The following is a 17,039-nucleotide window of genomic DNA, read 5'->3' as shown; positions in this document are numbered from 1 at the left end:
TGTATAATGAAATTATCATCCTTATTAGAGAAGTTAGAATACACCTGCGTACAGGGAAATCCCCAGCAGGAAGTTACCGGTGTTGTTTATGACTCCAGAAAAGTGACAGAAGGTTCTCTGTTTATCTGTATCAGAGGCGCTGTTGTGGATGGACATAAATTTGTACCGGATGTAGTAGCCAAGGGAGCGAAGGTTCTGGTTGTGGAAGAGCCTGTCACTGCACCATCTGATGTTACCGTCATTCAGGTAGCAGATACCAGATATGCCATGGCATTTATTGCTGCAGCCTGGTTCGGACATCCGGCAGAGAAGTTAAAGACAATCGGAATTACCGGAACCAAGGGAAAAACCACCACTACTTACATGGTGAAATCCATTCTGGAAAATGCAGGATACAAGGTTGGCCTGATCGGTACCATCGAGGCGATCATTGGCGATAAGGTGATCCCTGCTTCCAATACCACACCGGAATCCTATGTGGTACAGGAATATTTCCACGAAATGGTGGAAGCCGGCTGTGACTGTGTGGTAATGGAGGTTTCTTCACAGGGACTTATGCTTCACCGTACCCAGGGTTTTGTGTTTGATTTTGGTATTTTCACCAACATTGAGCCAGACCACATCGGCCCCAATGAGCATAAGGATTTTGATCACTATCTGTCCTGCAAGGCTATGCTTCTGAAGCAGTGCCGGGTAGGAATCGTAAACCGGGATGATGAGCACTTTGACCGGATCGTGGAGGGACATACCTGCACATTGGAGACATACGGATTTTCAGAGAAAGCAGACCTTCGCGCAGAGGACGCCAAGCTGGTTGGCGGCAAGGGATATCTTGGAATTTCCTACCATCTGAAGGGACTTATGGATTTCCCTGTGGAAATTGACATTCCAGGTAAATTCAGCATCTACAATTCCCTGACAGCCATTGCAATCTGCCGTCATTTCAAGGTTTCCAAAGAGAATATTCTGAAAGCCCTGAAGGTAGCCAAAGTAAAAGGCCGTATTGAGATGGTGAAGGTGTCCGATGAGTTTACCCTGATGATCGATTATGCACACAATGCAATGGCTCTAGAGAGCCTTCTTACCACCCTTCGGGAGTACCATCCCCACAGACTGGTGTGCCTGTTTGGCTGCGGCGGCAACCGTTCCAAGCTTCGCCGCTATGAGATGGGCGAGGTTTCTGGACGTCTGGCAGACCTGACCATTATCACTTCCGATAACCCAAGAGATGAGGAGCCGCAGGCGATCATTGATGATATCAAGGTAGGAATGGCCAAGACAGAGGGCAAATATGTGGAGATTCCGGACCGCAAGGAAGCAATCGCATATGCCATCCATCACGGCGAGCCAGGAGACATCGTAGTTCTTGCAGGCAAGGGCCACGAGGATTACCAGGAAATCAAAGGCAAGAAATATCCAATGGATGAGCGTGTGCTGATCGCAGATATCCTTGCCGGAAAATAAAACATGACCTATGCAGATATTATTGTAGATATTTCCCATGAAAAGCTGGACAAAAGCTTTCAGTATCTGGTTCCCCAGCAGTTGGAGGAACAGATTCAGGTGGGAATGGTGGTGCAGATTCCTTTCGGCCGGGGGAACCATGTACGAAAGGGATATGTGGTGGGGCTTTCCAGCAAGCTTAAAGTAGACGGAAGCTGTATCAAATCCATTGTAAGCATTGAGAATGACCAGGAGACCATTGAATCCCGTCTGATTGCTCTTGCGGGATGGATGAAGGAGCATTACGGTTCCACCATGATCCAGGCGCTAAAAACCGTACTTCCCATTCAGAAAAAGGTGAAAGCCCAGGAAAAACGGTGGATAACCCTTTCCATTTCCAGGGAAGAGGGGGAAAAGCTTCTGGAAGAGCTAAAGAAAACCCGGTTCAAGGCAAGGATCCGTCTCCTTGAGGCATTGCTTGGGGAAGAGGAAGGTAGAATCGAAGCATCCCTGGCACTGAAGAAACTTGGAACTACCGTTTCAGTTCTGAAGTATTTTACGGAAAACAAGGTTGTCACTGTGGAATCTGACCAGATTTACCGAAATGCGGTTTACGACGCTGAGAAGATTCCTCACCTGGCACCGGATACCTTAAGTGATCCGCAGAAAAAGGCAGTAGAACAGATTCTTGCAGAGTGGCAAAAGCCAGCACCCCGCCCGGTTCTGCTTCACGGTGTTACCGGAAGCGGCAAGACTCAGGTCTATATGGAACTGATCGACCAGGTGATCCGGCAGGGCAGACAGGCCATTGTACTGATTCCGGAGATAGCCCTTACTTATCAGACTGTGAGACGTTTTTACGGGCGATTTGGTGATAAGGTATCTGTGATCAATTCCAGGCTTTCCCAGGGGGAGCGCTACGACCAGTTCAAAAGAGCAAAGCAGGGGGAACTCCAGGTAATGGTAGGTCCCCGTTCTGCACTTTTTACCCCCTTTGGGAACTTAGGGCTGATCATTATTGACGAGGAACATGAATCCTCCTATAAAAGTGAGAACAGTCCCAGGTATCATGCACGGGAAACTGCCATATACAGGGCGAAAATGGAAGGGGCAAATGTGATACTTGGTTCTGCAACCCCATCGATGGAAGCTTATTACCGCGCCAGCAAAGGGGAATATGCCATGGTGAAGCTGGAGGCCAGATATGAAGAGCGTCCTCTTCCCCAGGTATCAATTGTGGATATGCGGGAACAATTAAAAAAAGGCAACCGCTCCGCTCTTAGCATGGAGCTGAAAGGAGCCCTTGGCCAGTGCCTTGCAAAAGGAGAACAGGCCATGCTGTTTCTCAACCGCCGGGGTTATGCAGGCTTTGTGTCCTGCCGTTCCTGCGGCCATGTGATGAAATGTCCCCACTGCGACGTGTCCTTAAGTGAGCATAATGGAAGAAAGCTGATTTGTCATTACTGCGGCTATGAGACCGCTAAGCCGGACAGATGTCCGGTCTGTTCCTCCCCTTATATAGGAGGATTCAAAGCAGGAACCCAGCAGATCCAACAGGTGGTGGAAAAAGAATTTCCAGAGGCGAGAGTCCTTCGCATGGATTATGACACCACACGGGCCAAGGGCAGTTATGAGGAAATCCTGGAAGCTTTTTCCCAGCACAGGGCAGACATCCTCATTGGAACCCAGATGATCGTCAAGGGACATGATTTTCCAGATGTGACTTTAGTCGGCGTGATCGCGGCGGATCTTTCCCTGAATGCAGACGATTACCGCAGCGGGGAGCGCACCTTCCAGCTTCTGACTCAGGCAGTAGGACGTTCCGGAAGAGGCAAAAAAGAGGGGCACGCCCTGATCCAGACTTACAGCCCGGATCATTACAGCATCCAGACAGCGTCCAGGCAGGACTACGAGGAGTTCTATGAGGAGGAGATGGGATACCGGATCCTTATGGATTATCCGCCCTCTGCCCATATGATGGCAGTGCTTGGAGCGTCGGAGGATGAGGCTGTGCTGGAGGCAGCCATGCATTATCTCAGGCTGTTTGTGGACAAGCTTCACTCTGGAAAAGCGCTGCATGTGATCGGCCCTGCCCCGGCACCTGTGGGAAAAGTAAAAGACATATACAGAAGAGTAATCTATCTGAAGCATGAGAATTATGACCTGCTTGTGCGGATCAAGGACAGGCTGGAGGAATATATTGAAATTAATTCCGGCTTCAGGAAGGTAAATATACAGTTTGATTTTTTATAGAAAAAGGAGATTAAATAAGATGGCACTTAGAACAATCAGAACAGAGGGAGATTCCGTTTTGGAGAAAGTCTGCAGACCTGTAGAGAAAATTGACAAGCGTACCAAGGATCTGGTAGGAGACATGCTGGAGACCATGTACGATGCCTGCGGTGTAGGTCTTGCAGCCCCTCAGGTAGGTGTATTAAAAAGAATCGTAGTGATCGATATCGGAGACGGCCCGCTGGTTCTTGTAAATCCGGAGATTCTTATGACTTCCGGTGAGCAGACTGGTGAGGAAGGCTGTTTAAGCGTTCCGGGAATGTCCGGCCAGGTTACCCGCCCCAACTATGTGAAGGTGAAAGCGCTTGATATGGATATGAAGGAGCAGGAATACGAAGGAGAAGGACTTCTTGCAAGAGCTTTCTGTCATGAGATCGATCATCTGGATGGAAAAATGTACACCCGTCTGGTTGAAGGCGAGCTCCATCATGTAAGCTATGATAACGAGGAGGAAGAAGATTAAATGAGAATTGTTTATATGGGAACACCGGATTTTGCGGTGAATCCTCTTCATGCCCTGGCAGAAGCCGGATATGAAGTTGTGGGCGTTGTCACACAGCCTGACAAGCCAAAGGGCAGAGGAAAGACCATGCTGCCAACACCTGTAAAGGAAGAGGCAATGAAGCATGGATTTCCTGTTTTTCAGCCGGTGAAAGTACGGGATCCGGAATTTCAGGAGGTTCTGGAGGGACTGGAGCCGGATATTATTGTGGTAGCAGCATTCGGACAGATCATTCCGAAGAGCATTCTGGAACTGCCAAAGTACGGATGCATCAACATCCATGCCTCCCTGCTTCCCAAATACCGCGGTGCAGCGCCAATCCAGCAGGCGGTGATTGACGGGGAAAAAGAATCCGGCGTAACGATCATGCAAATGGGAGCCGGTCTTGATACAGGAGATATGATTTCCAAGATCATAGTACCCCTTGCTGCAGATGAGACTGGCGGAAGCCTGTTTGACAAGCTGGCAGAAGCAGGCGCAAAGCTTCTTATTGCGACTTTGCCTCATATTTTTGACGGCACAGCCGTTTACGAGAAGCAGCCGGAAGAAAGCCCGACTCCATATGCAGGCATGATCACCAAGCAGATGGGACTGATGGATTTCTCCAAATCTGCCGCAGAACTGGAAAGACTTGTGCGAGGCCTGAATCCATGGCCAAGTGCCTTTACCTTCTATAATGGAAAAACATTAAAGGTATGGGAGAGCTTTGTGGCAGAGAGTGACGATCTTAACCAGGCAGAACCTGGAACCGTTGTAAAAGCAGACAAAAAAGGAATTTATGTGGCCTGCGGCGAGGGCGTTCTGGTGCTTTCCCAGGTTCAGTTGGAAGGAAAGAAACGAATGGACGCAGATGCATTCCTTCGCGGATGCCGCATAGAAGCCGGAAACAGATTCGCAGATAAAAAGGAGTGATCGTATGTACGGATATGGATATCCTTATGGATTTTATTTTGATCCTACCTATGTTTTGCTGATTATCGGAATGATCCTGGCGCTGGCAGCTTCCGGAAAAATGAAAAGCACGTTTGCCCGCTACCAACAGGTAAGAAGCCACAGCGGACTTACCGGAGCCCAGACGGCCCAGAGAATCCTAAATGCTGCTGGAATCTATGATGTGACAGTGGTTCCCATTGCAGGAAGCCTCACGGATCACTATGATCCAAGAACAAAGAAGCTGGCACTTTCCCAAGATGTATACGGAAGAACTTCTGTGGCTGCTGTGTGTGTGGCCGCCCATGAGTGCGGACACGCCATCCAGCACAATGTGAATTATGCACCGCTGAACATCCGCTCTGCCATTGTACCAGTGGCAAATATCGGATCTTCCCTTTCCTGGCCGATCTTTCTTCTGGGACTGATCCTTTCCATTCCGGCTCTTACCACAGCAGGAATTGTGCTGTTTTCACTGGCCGTGCTGTTCCAGCTTGTGACCCTTCCGGTGGAGTTTAATGCTTCCTCGAGAGCCTTAAAAATGCTGGAAAGTACCGGAATTCTAAGTCACGAGGAAAATGCAGGTGCAAAAAAGGTGCTTACCGCAGCAGCCCTGACTTATGTAGCAGCGCTGGCTTCCTCCATTTTGCAGCTTTTGAGACTGATCATACTTTCCGGAGGTAGAAGACGGGATGATTAACGGAATCAATTCCAGGGAAATGATCCTGGAAATATTACTTGAAATTGAAGAGGGCGAGCACAGCCATGTGGCGATCCGAAATGCCCTTTCTAAATACCAGTTTCTTCCCAAGCAGGACCGGGCATTTATTACCCGGGTCTGCGAGGGAACCTTAGAATATCGGATCCAGATCGACTATATTATCAATTCTTTTTCCAAGGTGACTGTGGATAAGATGAAGCCTGCCATTCGGGAAATCTTAAGAAGTGCGGTATACCAGCTGAAATATATGGACAGCGTGCCGGACAGCGCAGTGTGCAATGAAGCTGTGAAGCTGGCACAGCGCAAGGGCTTTTATAACCTGAAGCCTTTTGTAAACGGTGTGCTTCGCACCATTGCAAGGGAAATGGACAAGGTCAGCTTCCCGAAGAAGGAAGAAGATCTTCTGAAATATCTTTCCGTGAAGTATTCCATGCCGGAGAATCTGGTAACAAGATGGCTGGATGCATATGGAGAGGAAATTACAGAAAAGATCCTGGCTGATTTTCTTACCGAGCGGCCTCTTACCATCCGCTGCCGCACCTATCTGAATTCCAAAGAAGAAATTGTGAAGAGCCTGGAAAATCAGGGCGTAGAGGTAACGCCTGCCCCTTATCTTCCTTATGCATATGGAATCTCCGGTTTCAACCATATTCTTGCATTGGATGCCTTCATTAAAGGACAGATTGTAGTGCAGGACGTAAGCTCCATGCTGGTTGCAGAGGTGGCAAACCCTAAGAAGGGGGATTATGTGATTGATGTGTGCGCGGCACCGGGAGGCAAAAGCCTTCACATGGGTGACAAAATGGAAGGCTACGGAACTGTGGATGCCAGGGATGTGAGCCAGTACAAGGTGAACCTGATCGAGGAGAATATTCAGAGAACCAACTCCATCAATGTGCAGGCAAAGGTACAGGATGCCACCGTGTTTGATCAGGAGTCAGAGCTGCTGGCAGACATTGTGATCGCAGATGTTCCCTGCTCCGGCTATGGCGTCATCGGCAAGAAACCGGAGATCAAATACCGGGTAACTCCTCAGAAACAGGAGGAAATCGTAATCCTGCAGAGAACCATTCTGGACCGTGCAGCCAACTATGTGAAGCCAAGAGGAGAACTGATCTTCAGTACCTGCACCATTGCAAAAGAAGAAAACGAAGAGAATATGATGTGGTTTTTGCAGAATTATCCGTTTAAGCTGGAAAGCCTGGATCCTTATCTTCCAGAGGAACTGCATTCTGAGACAACGGCTCTTGGATATCTGCAGCTGCTTCCAGGCGTACATAAGACAGATGGATTTTTTATTGCAAAATTCAGAAGAAAATAGGAAACGAAATTATGACAGACATTAAGTCCATGAATAAAGAAGAACTGAAGGATCTGATGGTACAGGTTGGAGAAAAGCCTTTTCGTGCCAAACAGATCTACAGCTGGCTTCATGAACACCTGGTAACTTCCTATGAAGAAATGGGAAATATCCCGGGAAAATTAAAAGAAAAACTGAAGGAATATCCCATCACGGCCCTGGAAATGGTGGACGAGCAGATTTCCGCCATTGACGGCACAAGGAAATATCTGTTTCGTCTTTCTGATGGAAATGTGATCGAGAGCGTTCTCATGCGTTATAAACATGGGAACTCTGTGTGCATTTCCTCCCAGGTGGGCTGCAAAATGGGATGCCGTTTCTGCGCCTCTACCATTGGAGGCTGGACCAGAAACCTGCTTCCTTCCGAGATGCTGGACCAGATCTACCGGATCCAGAGCATTACCGGCGAGCGTGTATCCAATGTAGTGGTGATGGGAACCGGCGAACCGATGGATAACTATGATAACATTGTACGTTTTGTACATCTGCTTTCCGAGGAAGGCGGTCTTAATATCAGCCAGAGGAATATAACCGTATCGACCTGCGGGATTGTTCCGAAAATCTATGAGCTTGCAAAGGAAAAGCTGCAGATTACCCTTGCGTTATCCCTGCATGCTCCGAATGATGAGAAAAGGCGTGAGCTGATGCCCATTGCCAACCGCTACAGTATGGATGAGGTCCTGGATGCATGCCGGAATTATTTCCAGGAAACAGGCAGGAGAATCACCTTTGAATACAGTCTTGTGGCTGGTGTTAATGACAGTGATGAGGACGCAAAAGAGCTAAGCAGCCGGATCCATGACATTAACTGTCATGTAAATCTGATTCCTGTGAACCCGATCAAAGAGCGTTCTTACAGGCGTTCCACCCATCAGGCTGTGGAGAATTTTAAAATAAAACTTGAAAAATGCGGAATTAATGTTACTATTAGAAGGGAAATGGGCAGTGATATAGACGGTGCCTGTGGACAATTGAGAAAGAGTTATATGGAAAAAGGTTACGATCAGCAGTAACCAAGAAGCAGAAAGCGAGAAGTGACATGAGGGTATATTCAGCTACGAATATCGGAATGAAGCGGAAGATGAACCAGGATTATGTGTTCGCTTCCCAGACCCCGGTTGGAAATCTCCCGAACCTCTTTGCTGTTGCTGATGGAATGGGAGGGCACAACGCAGGTGATTACGCTTCCTCTCACGCTGTCAGGATACTGGTAGATGAAATCAGGGAAGATACGGATTACAATCCAGTAAAGGTGATCCGCCATGCCATCGAGACTGCTAACACAGAAATTATAGAACAGGCACAAAAAGACGAGAAACTTCGTGGAATGGGCACCACCATGGTGGTAGCCACCATTGTTGGCCAGTATGCCTATGTGGCCAATGTGGGAGACAGCAGACTGTATGTGGCAGACAAACAACTGAGACAGGTTACCAGAGATCATTCGCTGGTACAGGAAATGGTAAGAATGGGTGAAATTACAGCCGAGGAGGCACGGAATCATCCGGATAAGAATATTATCACCAGAGCGCTTGGTGCAGAGAAAACCGTAGATGTAGATTTCTTTGACATGCGTCTGGAGCCGGGAAGTACGATTCTGATGTGCTCGGACGGTCTTTCCAATATGGTTGAGGATTCCAAGATGGAAGAGATCATATTGAATTCCGATGAAGACATTAACTGGAAAGGGGAGACCCTGATCCGGGAGGCCAACAACAACGGCGGCAAAGACAACATTGCAATAGTATTGGTAGAACCATTCACGAATGAGGTGGAAACATGTTAAAGACAGGTATGATCATAGCTGAGCGCTATGAAATTGTAAGCAAAATCGGTACCGGCGGAATGGCGGACGTATATAAGGCAATGGACCATAAACTGAACCGCTTTGTGGCAGTTAAGGTTCTGAAGCCGGAATTCCGGGAAGATGCAACTTTTGTAAAGAAATTCAGAAGTGAGGCGCAGGCAGCAGCAGGACTGACGCATCCCAATATCGTCAATGTATTTGACGTAGGAGATGATGAGGGCGTTTATTACATTGTAATGGAACTGATCGAGGGAATTACCCTGAAGGAGTATATTTCCAAGAAAGGCAAGCTTTCCGTAAAGGAAGCAACCAGTATTGCCATTCAGGTATCCATGGGACTGGAGGCTGCACACAGCCACGGAATTGTACACCGTGATGTGAAGCCGCAGAACATTATTATTTCTACAGACGGTAAAGTAAAGGTAACAGACTTTGGTATTGCCAGAGCCGCATCCTCCAATACCATCAGCTCCAATGTGATGGGATCTGTACATTACAGTTCACCGGAGCAGGTACGAGGCGGTTACAGCGATGAGAAGAGTGATATCTATTCATTGGGTATTACCTTATATGAGATGGTAACAGGCAGGGTTCCCTTTGACGGGGATACCACAGTTGCCATTGCCATCAAGCATCTTCAGGAGGAAATGGTTCCGCCCAGCCTCTATGCGCCGGATCTTCCGTACAGCTTGGAGCAGATCATTTTGAAATGTACCCAGAAGAGTGTGGACCGCAGATACAACAAGATGGAGGATGTGATCGCAGACCTGAAGCATTCCCTGATCGACCCGCAGGGGGATTTTGTGAAGCTGACTTCTGTAGATACAGATGCCAAGACGGTGGTAATCTCTGACGAGGAGCTTGGGGAGATCAAGCATACCCCGAAGCAGTCCATAAAGGCTGACATTGAGGCTCTTGAGAAGGAACTTAATGAGACCAACTATGATGATTACGATCCGGATGAGGACGAAGACAGAACCAGCCGTTCCCGCAGCAGAAGCAGCAGGGACCGTGACAGAGAAAGGGACAGAGAAAGGGACAGAGATGACAGAGATGACAGAGAGCGCCGCCTTAAGAAAAAGAAAAGAGGCGTCAGCGTAGCAGGAAGTATTGTGGCACTGATCGCAGGCGCAGCTGTTCTCATTGCTGTGATCGTTGTAGCAGGAAAGGCCACCGGCCTGATCGGAGGCGGCAAGGCAAATACTGAAGCAGACCAGCAGGAGCAGACCACACAGCAGGATAACACAGATGACGGACTGGTACCAGTACCGGATCTGGTTGGCAAGACAGAGGCTGAGGCTCAGGAACTCCTTGCATCCCTGAATATCGGAATGAGCTACAAGGGTGAGGAAGCTTCCACTCAGGCCAAAGGCAATATTTCTTCCCAGGATCCTGTAGAGGGTACCAGAGTAGAGAAGAATTCAACAGTCAATTATTATGTAAGTAAAGGTTCAGAAGAAATTACAGTACCGGATCTGTTTGGCCAGAATGCTGCTGCCGCACAGGAAACTCTGGAGAGCCAGGGCGTGAATGTTCAGATCAATAAGATCTACCCGGATGATACCTCTTCTGTGGATATCGGATGCGTACTGGATACAGAGCCGACAGCCGGCACGACTGTGAAGGCCGGGGATACGGTTACCCTTACCATCAGCCGCGGTATTGACTATGGCGACAGCGTACAGGTACCGGATGTAACCGGACTTGAGAAAAATGAAGCAATTGCCAAGCTTGGCAAATTCCTTAATATCAATGTGGAGACACAGGTAAGCACAGATGTTGCAGAAGGAACCGTTATTTCCCAGGATCCGATCGGATTCACAGATGATGATCCGGTTTACGGAAATCCTGACACAGATACCATTACCATTACCGTAAGCAGTGGTACACAGGATACTTCTGCCGCAGAGAGCACAGAAGATACAACTCAGACACAGAGCTCTTCCGACGCTGCTGCAGCCGCTGTTGCAAACGGTGAAATCTGGAAATGCACTCAGAGACTGAACACACCTACCGGATACACAGGCGGTCTTGTCAGACTGGAACTGGTTCAGGAAGTGAGCGGAGTTCCCACTGCAAGCACTGTAGTAGACGGACAGCAGCTGACTTTCCCGTATCAGCTGGACATCATTGGAGCACCTGGTGTGGCTGAGGGTACCTTATATCTGTCTGAACAGCAGTCAGACGGAAGCTACCAGGAACTTGGACATTATCCGCTTACTTTTGAGAAAGCAGAGTAATCCATGCAGGGAAAGATCATTAAAGGAATCGCAGGTTTTTATTACATTTATGCCCAGGACGGCAATGTGTATGAATGCAAGGCAAAGGGGATTTTCCGAAAGGATAATTTCAAGCCCCTTGTAGGGGATAATGCGGAAATTTCCGTTCTGGACCAGGAGGCGAAGGAAGGCAGCGTAACTGCCATTCTTCCCCGCCGCAATTCCCTGATCCGTCCGGCAGTTGCCAATGTGGATCAGGCATTTGTTATCTTTGCAATGGAGGATCCAAAGCCGAATTTTCTTCTTCTGGACAGATTTCTGATCATGATGGAGCAGCAGGGGATTCCTGCTGTTATCTGTTTTAACAAGAAGGATTTAGGAGAGAAGGAAGAACTGGAACGGCTGTATCTGACCTATACCGGATGCGGATACCAGGTGGTTCTGTCCAGTACCTTAGAAGGAGAGGGCATCGACGAGATCCGTCAGATCCTGAGAGGAAAGACAACCGTGGTAGCAGGTCCTTCCGGAGTTGGCAAATCTTCCATCACCAACTGCATGCAGGGTGAGATTCAGATGGAGACCGGGGAAATCAGCCGGAAGCTGAAAAGAGGAAAGCACACTACCAGACATTCCCAGGTAATTCCTGTGGAGAAGGATACCTTCCTTGTGGATACTCCGGGATTTTCTTCTTTGTATCTTACGGATATGGAAGAAGATGAACTGAGAAATTATTTTCCGGAATTTCTGAAATATGAACCGCAGTGCCGTTTCCAGGGATGCAGACACATCCACGAACCGGACTGCGGCGTTAAGGAAGCACTGGCAGAGGGAAAGATCAGCCAGCTGCGTTATGATGATTATCTGGCATTATATGAGGAATTAAAAGAGAAAAGGAGATACTAAAACTATGTATCAGCTATGCCCTTCCATTTTATCAGCGGATTTTAACCGCCTGGGCGAACAGATTAAAATTCTTGAAAACGAAGGAGTACAGTGGCTCCACATTGACGTTATGGATGGGGATTTCGTTCCAAGCATTTCTTTCGGAATGCCTGTGATCAAATCCATTCGTAAGGAATCCAAGATGTTTTTTGATGTTCATCTTATGGTGACAGAGCCAGAGAGATACATTCAGGATTTTGTAAACTGCGGTGCAGATTCCATTACCGTACATGCAGAAGCCTGTGAGGATCTGGAAAGGACAATTGAGCGCATCAAGGACGCTGGCGTGAAGGTGGGAGTCTCCATCAAGCCTGCGACTCCGGTGAATGACATCAGCCATATGCTGGGGGATGTGGATATGGTCCTTGTGATGACGGTTCAGCCAGGATTTGGCGGACAGAAATATATGGATGAGTGTACAGAGAAGATTCAGGAACTGAGAGAACTGATCGACAAAGAGAATCTGGATGTGAATATTGAGGTGGACGGCGGAATCAATGAGGGTACTCTTGAGACTGTTATGAAGGCCGGGGCAAATATTTTTGTTGCCGGATCCTGGGTATTTGGCGGTGACATCGCAGAAAATGTCCGTCACATTCAGAAAGAAATTGAAGAAATCAGCGACCGAATCGAGTGAGATACAGTATGACAGACACAGTAATCGTAAGCGGGGGCATGATCCAGAAAGATTTTGCCCTCGATTTTTTAAAAAAACTGCAAAAAGAGAATAAAGACCAAAAGCTGCAGCTTGTGGCAGCTGACCGGGGACTGGATTTTTTCAGGGAGACCGGGCTGGTGCCAGATCTTGCAGACGGGGATTTTGACAGCGTATCTGCAGATGGAAAGGCATACCTTGACAGCCTGACCAAAACCAGTATCGTCCAGCTTCAGCCGGAGAAGGATGATACGGACACACAGTCTGCATTAAACCTGGCAATCAAACAGGGTGCCAGAAGCATTTTGATCCTGGGAGCGACAGGAGGCAGGCTGGACCACTTCCTTGGCAATCTGGGACTTCTTACCCTGGGAAAACAAAAAGGCGTGAAGGTTGCCCTGGCAGACGAGCAGAATTATATCTGTCTTGTGGAGAGTGGAACCAGGCTTTATAAGGACAGGCAGTTTGGAAAATATGTTTCTTTTTTTCCAGCAGGAGGAGCGGTTGAGGGACTTACCCTTGAGGGCTTTAAGTATACGCTGGCCGGATATAATCTGACAGTAGCGGACAGCGGACTTACCGTAAGTAATGAGATCCAGGAAGAAGAGGCAGTGATCCGCTACCAGAGCGGCAGCCTTCTGATGATCATGTCCCGGGACCGCAGATAAAGATCTTGCTGTGTTACTGGGCACGGAGCGAATAGTAACCTTGCTGTAACTGCGCAGACCATATACAGTTACAATTTACTTTTGAAACGCGGTGTGGTATGATTTAACAGGATTGGGCTGCCTTGCAGCCCTGCTACATTAAGAATTGGTATTTCGGAAGAAATACAAGGAGGAATATACAGAAATGAAATTAGGTATCGTTGGTTTACCAAACGTAGGAAAAAGTACACTTTTTAACTCTTTAACCAAGGCAGGAGCAGAATCCGCCAACTATCCATTCTGTACCATTGACCCTAACGTGGGCGTTGTTACTGTACCGGATGAGAGACTGGCTCTGCTTGGAGATTTCTATCATTCCAAGAAGGTAACACCTGCAGTCATCGAGTTTGTTGATATTGCCGGACTTGTAAAGGGCGCCTCCAAGGGCGAAGGTCTTGGAAACCAGTTCCTTGCAAATATCCGTGAAGTAGACGCAATCGTACATGTAGTACGCTGCTTTGAGGATACCAATGTAATCCACGTAGACGGAAGCATTGATCCAATCCGTGACATTGAGACCATTAATCTGGAGCTGATCTTTTCTGACCTTGAGATCCTGGAGAGAAGAATTGCCAAGGTTACCAAGACCGCACGTATGGATAAGGAAGCGGCCAAGGAGCTTGACTTCCTTCAGAAGATTAAGAAATGGCTGGAAGACGGCAAGATGGCAATTACCATGGAGCTTGAGAATGAGGATGAGGAAGCATGGATGGGAACCTATAACCTGCTCACCCAGAAGCCAGTGATTTATGCAGCCAATGTTGCAGAGGATGACCTTGCAAACGACGGAGCTGACAATGCTCATGTTCAGGCTGTAAGAAAGTATGCAGCAGAGCAGAACAGCGAGATTTTCGTGATCTGTGCCCAGATCGAGGAAGAGATTTCCGAGCTGGATGAGGATGAGAGAAAAATGTTCTTAGAGGATCTTGGTCTTAAGGAGTCCGGCCTTGAGAAGCTGGTAAAAGCAAGCTACCATCTTCTTGGCCTGATGAGCTTCCTTACTTCCGGTGAAGATGAGACAAGAGCATGGACCATCAAGATTGGAACCAAGGCACCTCAGGCAGCTGGTAAGATCCACTCTGATTTCGAGAGAGGATTCATTAAGGCTGAGGTAGTGAATTATCAGGATCTTCTGGATTGCGGCTCCTATGCAGGTGCAAGAGAGAAAGGCCTTGTGAGAATGGAAGGTAAGGATTACGTGGTACAGGACGGCGATGTAATCTTATTCCGCTTTAACGTATAATGATCAATGCGATCCAACCGAAAGAGACAGAGGGATAATAAATGTCAATTCAGTTTCCAAATCTGGGGATCAACCTGGATTATGTGGGAAAATCCATTCGCATATTTGGATTTGAAATTACCTTCTTCGGTCTTCTGATTGCAGCCGGAATGCTTCTGGGACTGGGATTTATAGTCCTTGAGGCAAGAAGATGCGGAGAAAAAGAAGATGATTACCTGGAAATGATGATCCTCTCACTGGTGACGGGAGTGATCGGTGCAAGAGCACTTTATGTATGTTTTTCCTGGAATCTTTATAAAGGAAATGTGAATCAGATCTTTAATTTAAGAGGCGGCGGCCTTGCTTTTTACGGCGGGCTGTTCGGCGGCATGCTGGGCGCAGCCATCTACTGTGCCATCCGCAAAAAGGCCTTCATGCAGATGGCAGATACTGCCTGTATGGGACTGGTGATCGCGCAGATAATAGGAAGGTGGGGGGATTTCTTTAACCGGGAATCCTTCGGTGAATATACCAACAGCATATTTGCAATGCAGCTTCCTTTATCCGCTGTGCGTTCCAGTGAAGTCACATCCGTTATGAGGGAGAATCTTGAGACCATAGGAGGCGTTTCCTATATTCAGGTTCATCCGGTCTTTCTTTACGAAAGTCTGTGGTGCCTGCTTTTGTTTCTGCTCATGCTTGTGTGGAAAAGAAAGAAACGTTTTCATGGAGAGGTATTCTTAAGATATCTGGCTGGATACGGACTTGGCAGATTCATTCTGGAATATCTGAGAACAGACAAGCTGACGATTCCCGGAACTTCCATCGGAATTTGCCAGGTGATCTCAGCGGCACTGTTTCTCATATGTGCGGTAGTGGTAACTGTGGAGAGCTCTATGGCGAAGAAGAGAGCTGCAAGGCGCAGACGCAGGAGAGAACAGGATTATGAAGCACAGGAGATGGCGGCCAGACAGGCTGAAGCGGAAGAATACAGAGACAGGCTTAAGCTTGAGCGGGCTTTTGCAGATGAAAAGAAAGGCAGTGTCCCGGAAGCATATTCCGGCAGTGTTCCGGTCTATGAAAGCCAGGAAGAAGAAAGCACTCAGGATGATCCAAAGGAAGAAGAGACTGCCGGATCAGCTTCTGACCAGATGGAAGAAGCTGCAAAGGATGGTTATGAAGAAGTCTCTGAAAATCAGGAAGCAGTTGCTGGCGAAGACGCTGAGACTGAAGAAACAGCTTCGGAAGAATACGAAGAAAATGAAGGCGATGAAGCCGTATCTGAGGAAGCACTTCAGGAAGACGGCAGCTTACAAAAAGACGATTCCGCCTATGAAGAGGTGGAAGAGACTGCTGCACCTTATGGAACAGAAGCTGCTTCTGCAGCGGATCCATCACTTTCAGAAGATGATGAGTGGCTGTATAGCAAGCCGCGCAGATTTGCGAAAAAACCTGCCAATGAGCAGAAAAATTGACGGTATGATCGCCAGATATCACGATCTTGCCGGGCTGAATGAAATATTTTGACCATTCCAAAAAGGGATGGAAGGCGAAGCGCCGCTTTGGTGAATGACTCATCAAAGCGGCGCTTTTTCTGTGTTTGTAAGGACTTTGTAACACAATTATGTAATAGATTTCATAATTTGCCACTTGTAATTTAGAAGCAAATGGGTTAGAATAAACGCATAAGTGGTAGGAAGTGGAGAAAAGTGGTGACAAATGGGGACGAAGTGGCAGAACTTCCATTTGTTTCCCATCATGAAATACGAAGGGGAGAATCGTATTTCACGAGAGTAGGTGAGTTTCTATGTTCATGGGAGAATACAATCATATAATCGACGCGAAGGGGCGTTTGATTATCCCGGCTAAGTTCAGGGAACTCTTAGGAGAAGAATTTGTACTGACCAAGGGACTTGATGGTTGCCTTTTTATTTATCCTATGGATGAATGGGAGGCCTTTGAAGAGAAGCTCAGAGCATTACCACTTACAAACAAAAACGCTAGAGCCTTTTCGCGATTCTTTGTAGCTGGAGCTACCATGTGTGAACTGGACAAGCAGGGGAGAATTCTCGTACCTCAGACGTTACGTGAGTTCGCTGGTCTGGAGAAGGACGTGGTCCTGACAGGCAACTTGAACAGAGTTGAGGTCTGGAGCAAGGAGAAATGGAGCGAGAATTGCAATTTTGACGATATGGACAGCATTGCAGAGAGCATGGAAAGCATCGGTATCGTTATCTGA

Annotated in this window: 15 protein-coding genes; all 15 read left to right on the top strand. The window is 47.8% G+C overall.

Going from position 1 to position 17,039, the window contains the following annotated elements:
* The first annotated feature begins 6 nt into the window (after positions 1 to 6).
* Positions 7 to 1,464 carry a UDP-N-acetylmuramoyl-L-alanyl-D-glutamate--2,6-diaminopimelate ligase gene (locus DWZ38_RS05835; RefSeq protein ID WP_117850852.1) on the top strand — a complete coding sequence of 486 codons (1,458 nt, stop codon included), beginning with the start codon at positions 7 to 9 and terminating at the stop codon, positions 1,462 to 1,464.
* 3 nt (positions 1,465 to 1,467) lie between these two features.
* The gene (priA, locus tag DWZ38_RS05830; protein ID WP_117850850.1) at positions 1,468 to 3,696 is read left to right on the top strand and encodes a primosomal protein N'; all 2,229 of its coding nucleotides are present in this window, start codon (positions 1,468 to 1,470) and stop codon (positions 3,694 to 3,696) included.
* 19 nt (positions 3,697 to 3,715) lie between these two features.
* Positions 3,716 to 4,198, top strand: a complete 483-nt coding sequence (def, locus tag DWZ38_RS05825; protein ID WP_021926892.1) for a peptide deformylase — start codon at positions 3,716 to 3,718, stop codon at positions 4,196 to 4,198.
* Positions 4,199 to 5,149 carry a methionyl-tRNA formyltransferase gene (fmt, locus tag DWZ38_RS05820; protein WP_117850848.1) on the top strand — a complete coding sequence of 317 codons (951 nt, stop codon included), beginning with the start codon at positions 4,199 to 4,201 and terminating at the stop codon, positions 5,147 to 5,149. It begins immediately after the preceding gene.
* Positions 5,150 to 5,153: 4 nt separating this feature from the next.
* On the top strand, positions 5,154 to 5,867 hold the full coding sequence (locus DWZ38_RS05815; protein ID WP_117850846.1) for a zinc metallopeptidase: 714 nt from the start codon (positions 5,154 to 5,156) through the stop codon (positions 5,865 to 5,867).
* Positions 5,860 to 7,209 (top strand): 16S rRNA (cytosine(967)-C(5))-methyltransferase RsmB, encoded by a 1,350-nt coding sequence (gene rsmB / locus DWZ38_RS05810; RefSeq protein WP_117850843.1) that lies wholly within the window; start codon positions 5,860 to 5,862, stop codon positions 7,207 to 7,209. The genes DWZ38_RS05815 and rsmB overlap by 8 nt, the downstream gene beginning before the upstream one ends.
* An 11-nt stretch (positions 7,210 to 7,220) precedes the next feature.
* On the top strand, positions 7,221 to 8,261 hold the full coding sequence (gene rlmN / locus DWZ38_RS05805; RefSeq protein WP_021926888.1) for a 23S rRNA (adenine(2503)-C(2))-methyltransferase RlmN: 1,041 nt from the start codon (positions 7,221 to 7,223) through the stop codon (positions 8,259 to 8,261).
* Between the two features lie 26 nt (positions 8,262 to 8,287).
* Entirely contained in the window at positions 8,288 to 9,034 is a 747-nt protein-coding gene (locus DWZ38_RS05800; RefSeq protein ID WP_021926887.1) for a Stp1/IreP family PP2C-type Ser/Thr phosphatase, read from the top strand.
* The gene (gene pknB / locus DWZ38_RS05795; RefSeq protein ID WP_117850840.1) at positions 9,028 to 11,295 is read left to right on the top strand and encodes a Stk1 family PASTA domain-containing Ser/Thr kinase; all 2,268 of its coding nucleotides are present in this window, start codon (positions 9,028 to 9,030) and stop codon (positions 11,293 to 11,295) included. Before DWZ38_RS05800 ends, pknB begins: the two co-directional genes overlap by 7 nt.
* 3 nt (positions 11,296 to 11,298) lie before the next feature.
* Positions 11,299 to 12,177, top strand: coding sequence for a ribosome small subunit-dependent GTPase A (rsgA, locus tag DWZ38_RS05790; protein WP_117850837.1), 879 nt, complete (start codon positions 11,299 to 11,301; stop codon positions 12,175 to 12,177).
* Between the two features lie 4 nt (positions 12,178 to 12,181).
* Positions 12,182 to 12,853 (top strand): ribulose-phosphate 3-epimerase, encoded by a 672-nt coding sequence (gene rpe, locus DWZ38_RS05785; protein WP_117850834.1) that lies wholly within the window; start codon positions 12,182 to 12,184, stop codon positions 12,851 to 12,853.
* Positions 12,854 to 12,861: 8 nt separating this feature from the next.
* Positions 12,862 to 13,539, top strand: a complete 678-nt coding sequence (locus tag DWZ38_RS05780; RefSeq protein ID WP_021926884.1) for a thiamine diphosphokinase — start codon at positions 12,862 to 12,864, stop codon at positions 13,537 to 13,539.
* 184 nt (positions 13,540 to 13,723) lie between these two features.
* Positions 13,724 to 14,821 (top strand): redox-regulated ATPase YchF, encoded by a 1,098-nt coding sequence (gene ychF / locus DWZ38_RS05775; protein ID WP_021926448.1) that lies wholly within the window; start codon positions 13,724 to 13,726, stop codon positions 14,819 to 14,821.
* Positions 14,822 to 14,862: 41 nt separating this feature from the next.
* Positions 14,863 to 16,275, top strand: coding sequence for a prolipoprotein diacylglyceryl transferase (lgt, locus tag DWZ38_RS05770; RefSeq protein WP_021926447.1), 1,413 nt, complete (start codon positions 14,863 to 14,865; stop codon positions 16,273 to 16,275).
* 332 nt (positions 16,276 to 16,607) lie between these two features.
* Complete coding sequence (mraZ, locus tag DWZ38_RS05765) at positions 16,608 to 17,039, top strand: division/cell wall cluster transcriptional repressor MraZ (protein WP_021926446.1); 432 nt, start codon at positions 16,608 to 16,610, stop codon at positions 17,037 to 17,039.

The organism is Ruminococcus sp. AF31-8BH (assembly GCF_003460605.1).
In the GTDB taxonomy this organism is placed as follows: domain Bacteria; phylum Bacillota; class Clostridia; order Lachnospirales; family Lachnospiraceae; genus Blautia_A; species Blautia_A acetigignens.
The sequence above is the reverse complement of the archived record's forward strand: the minus strand, read 5'-3'. Positions and strand labels throughout refer to the sequence as shown.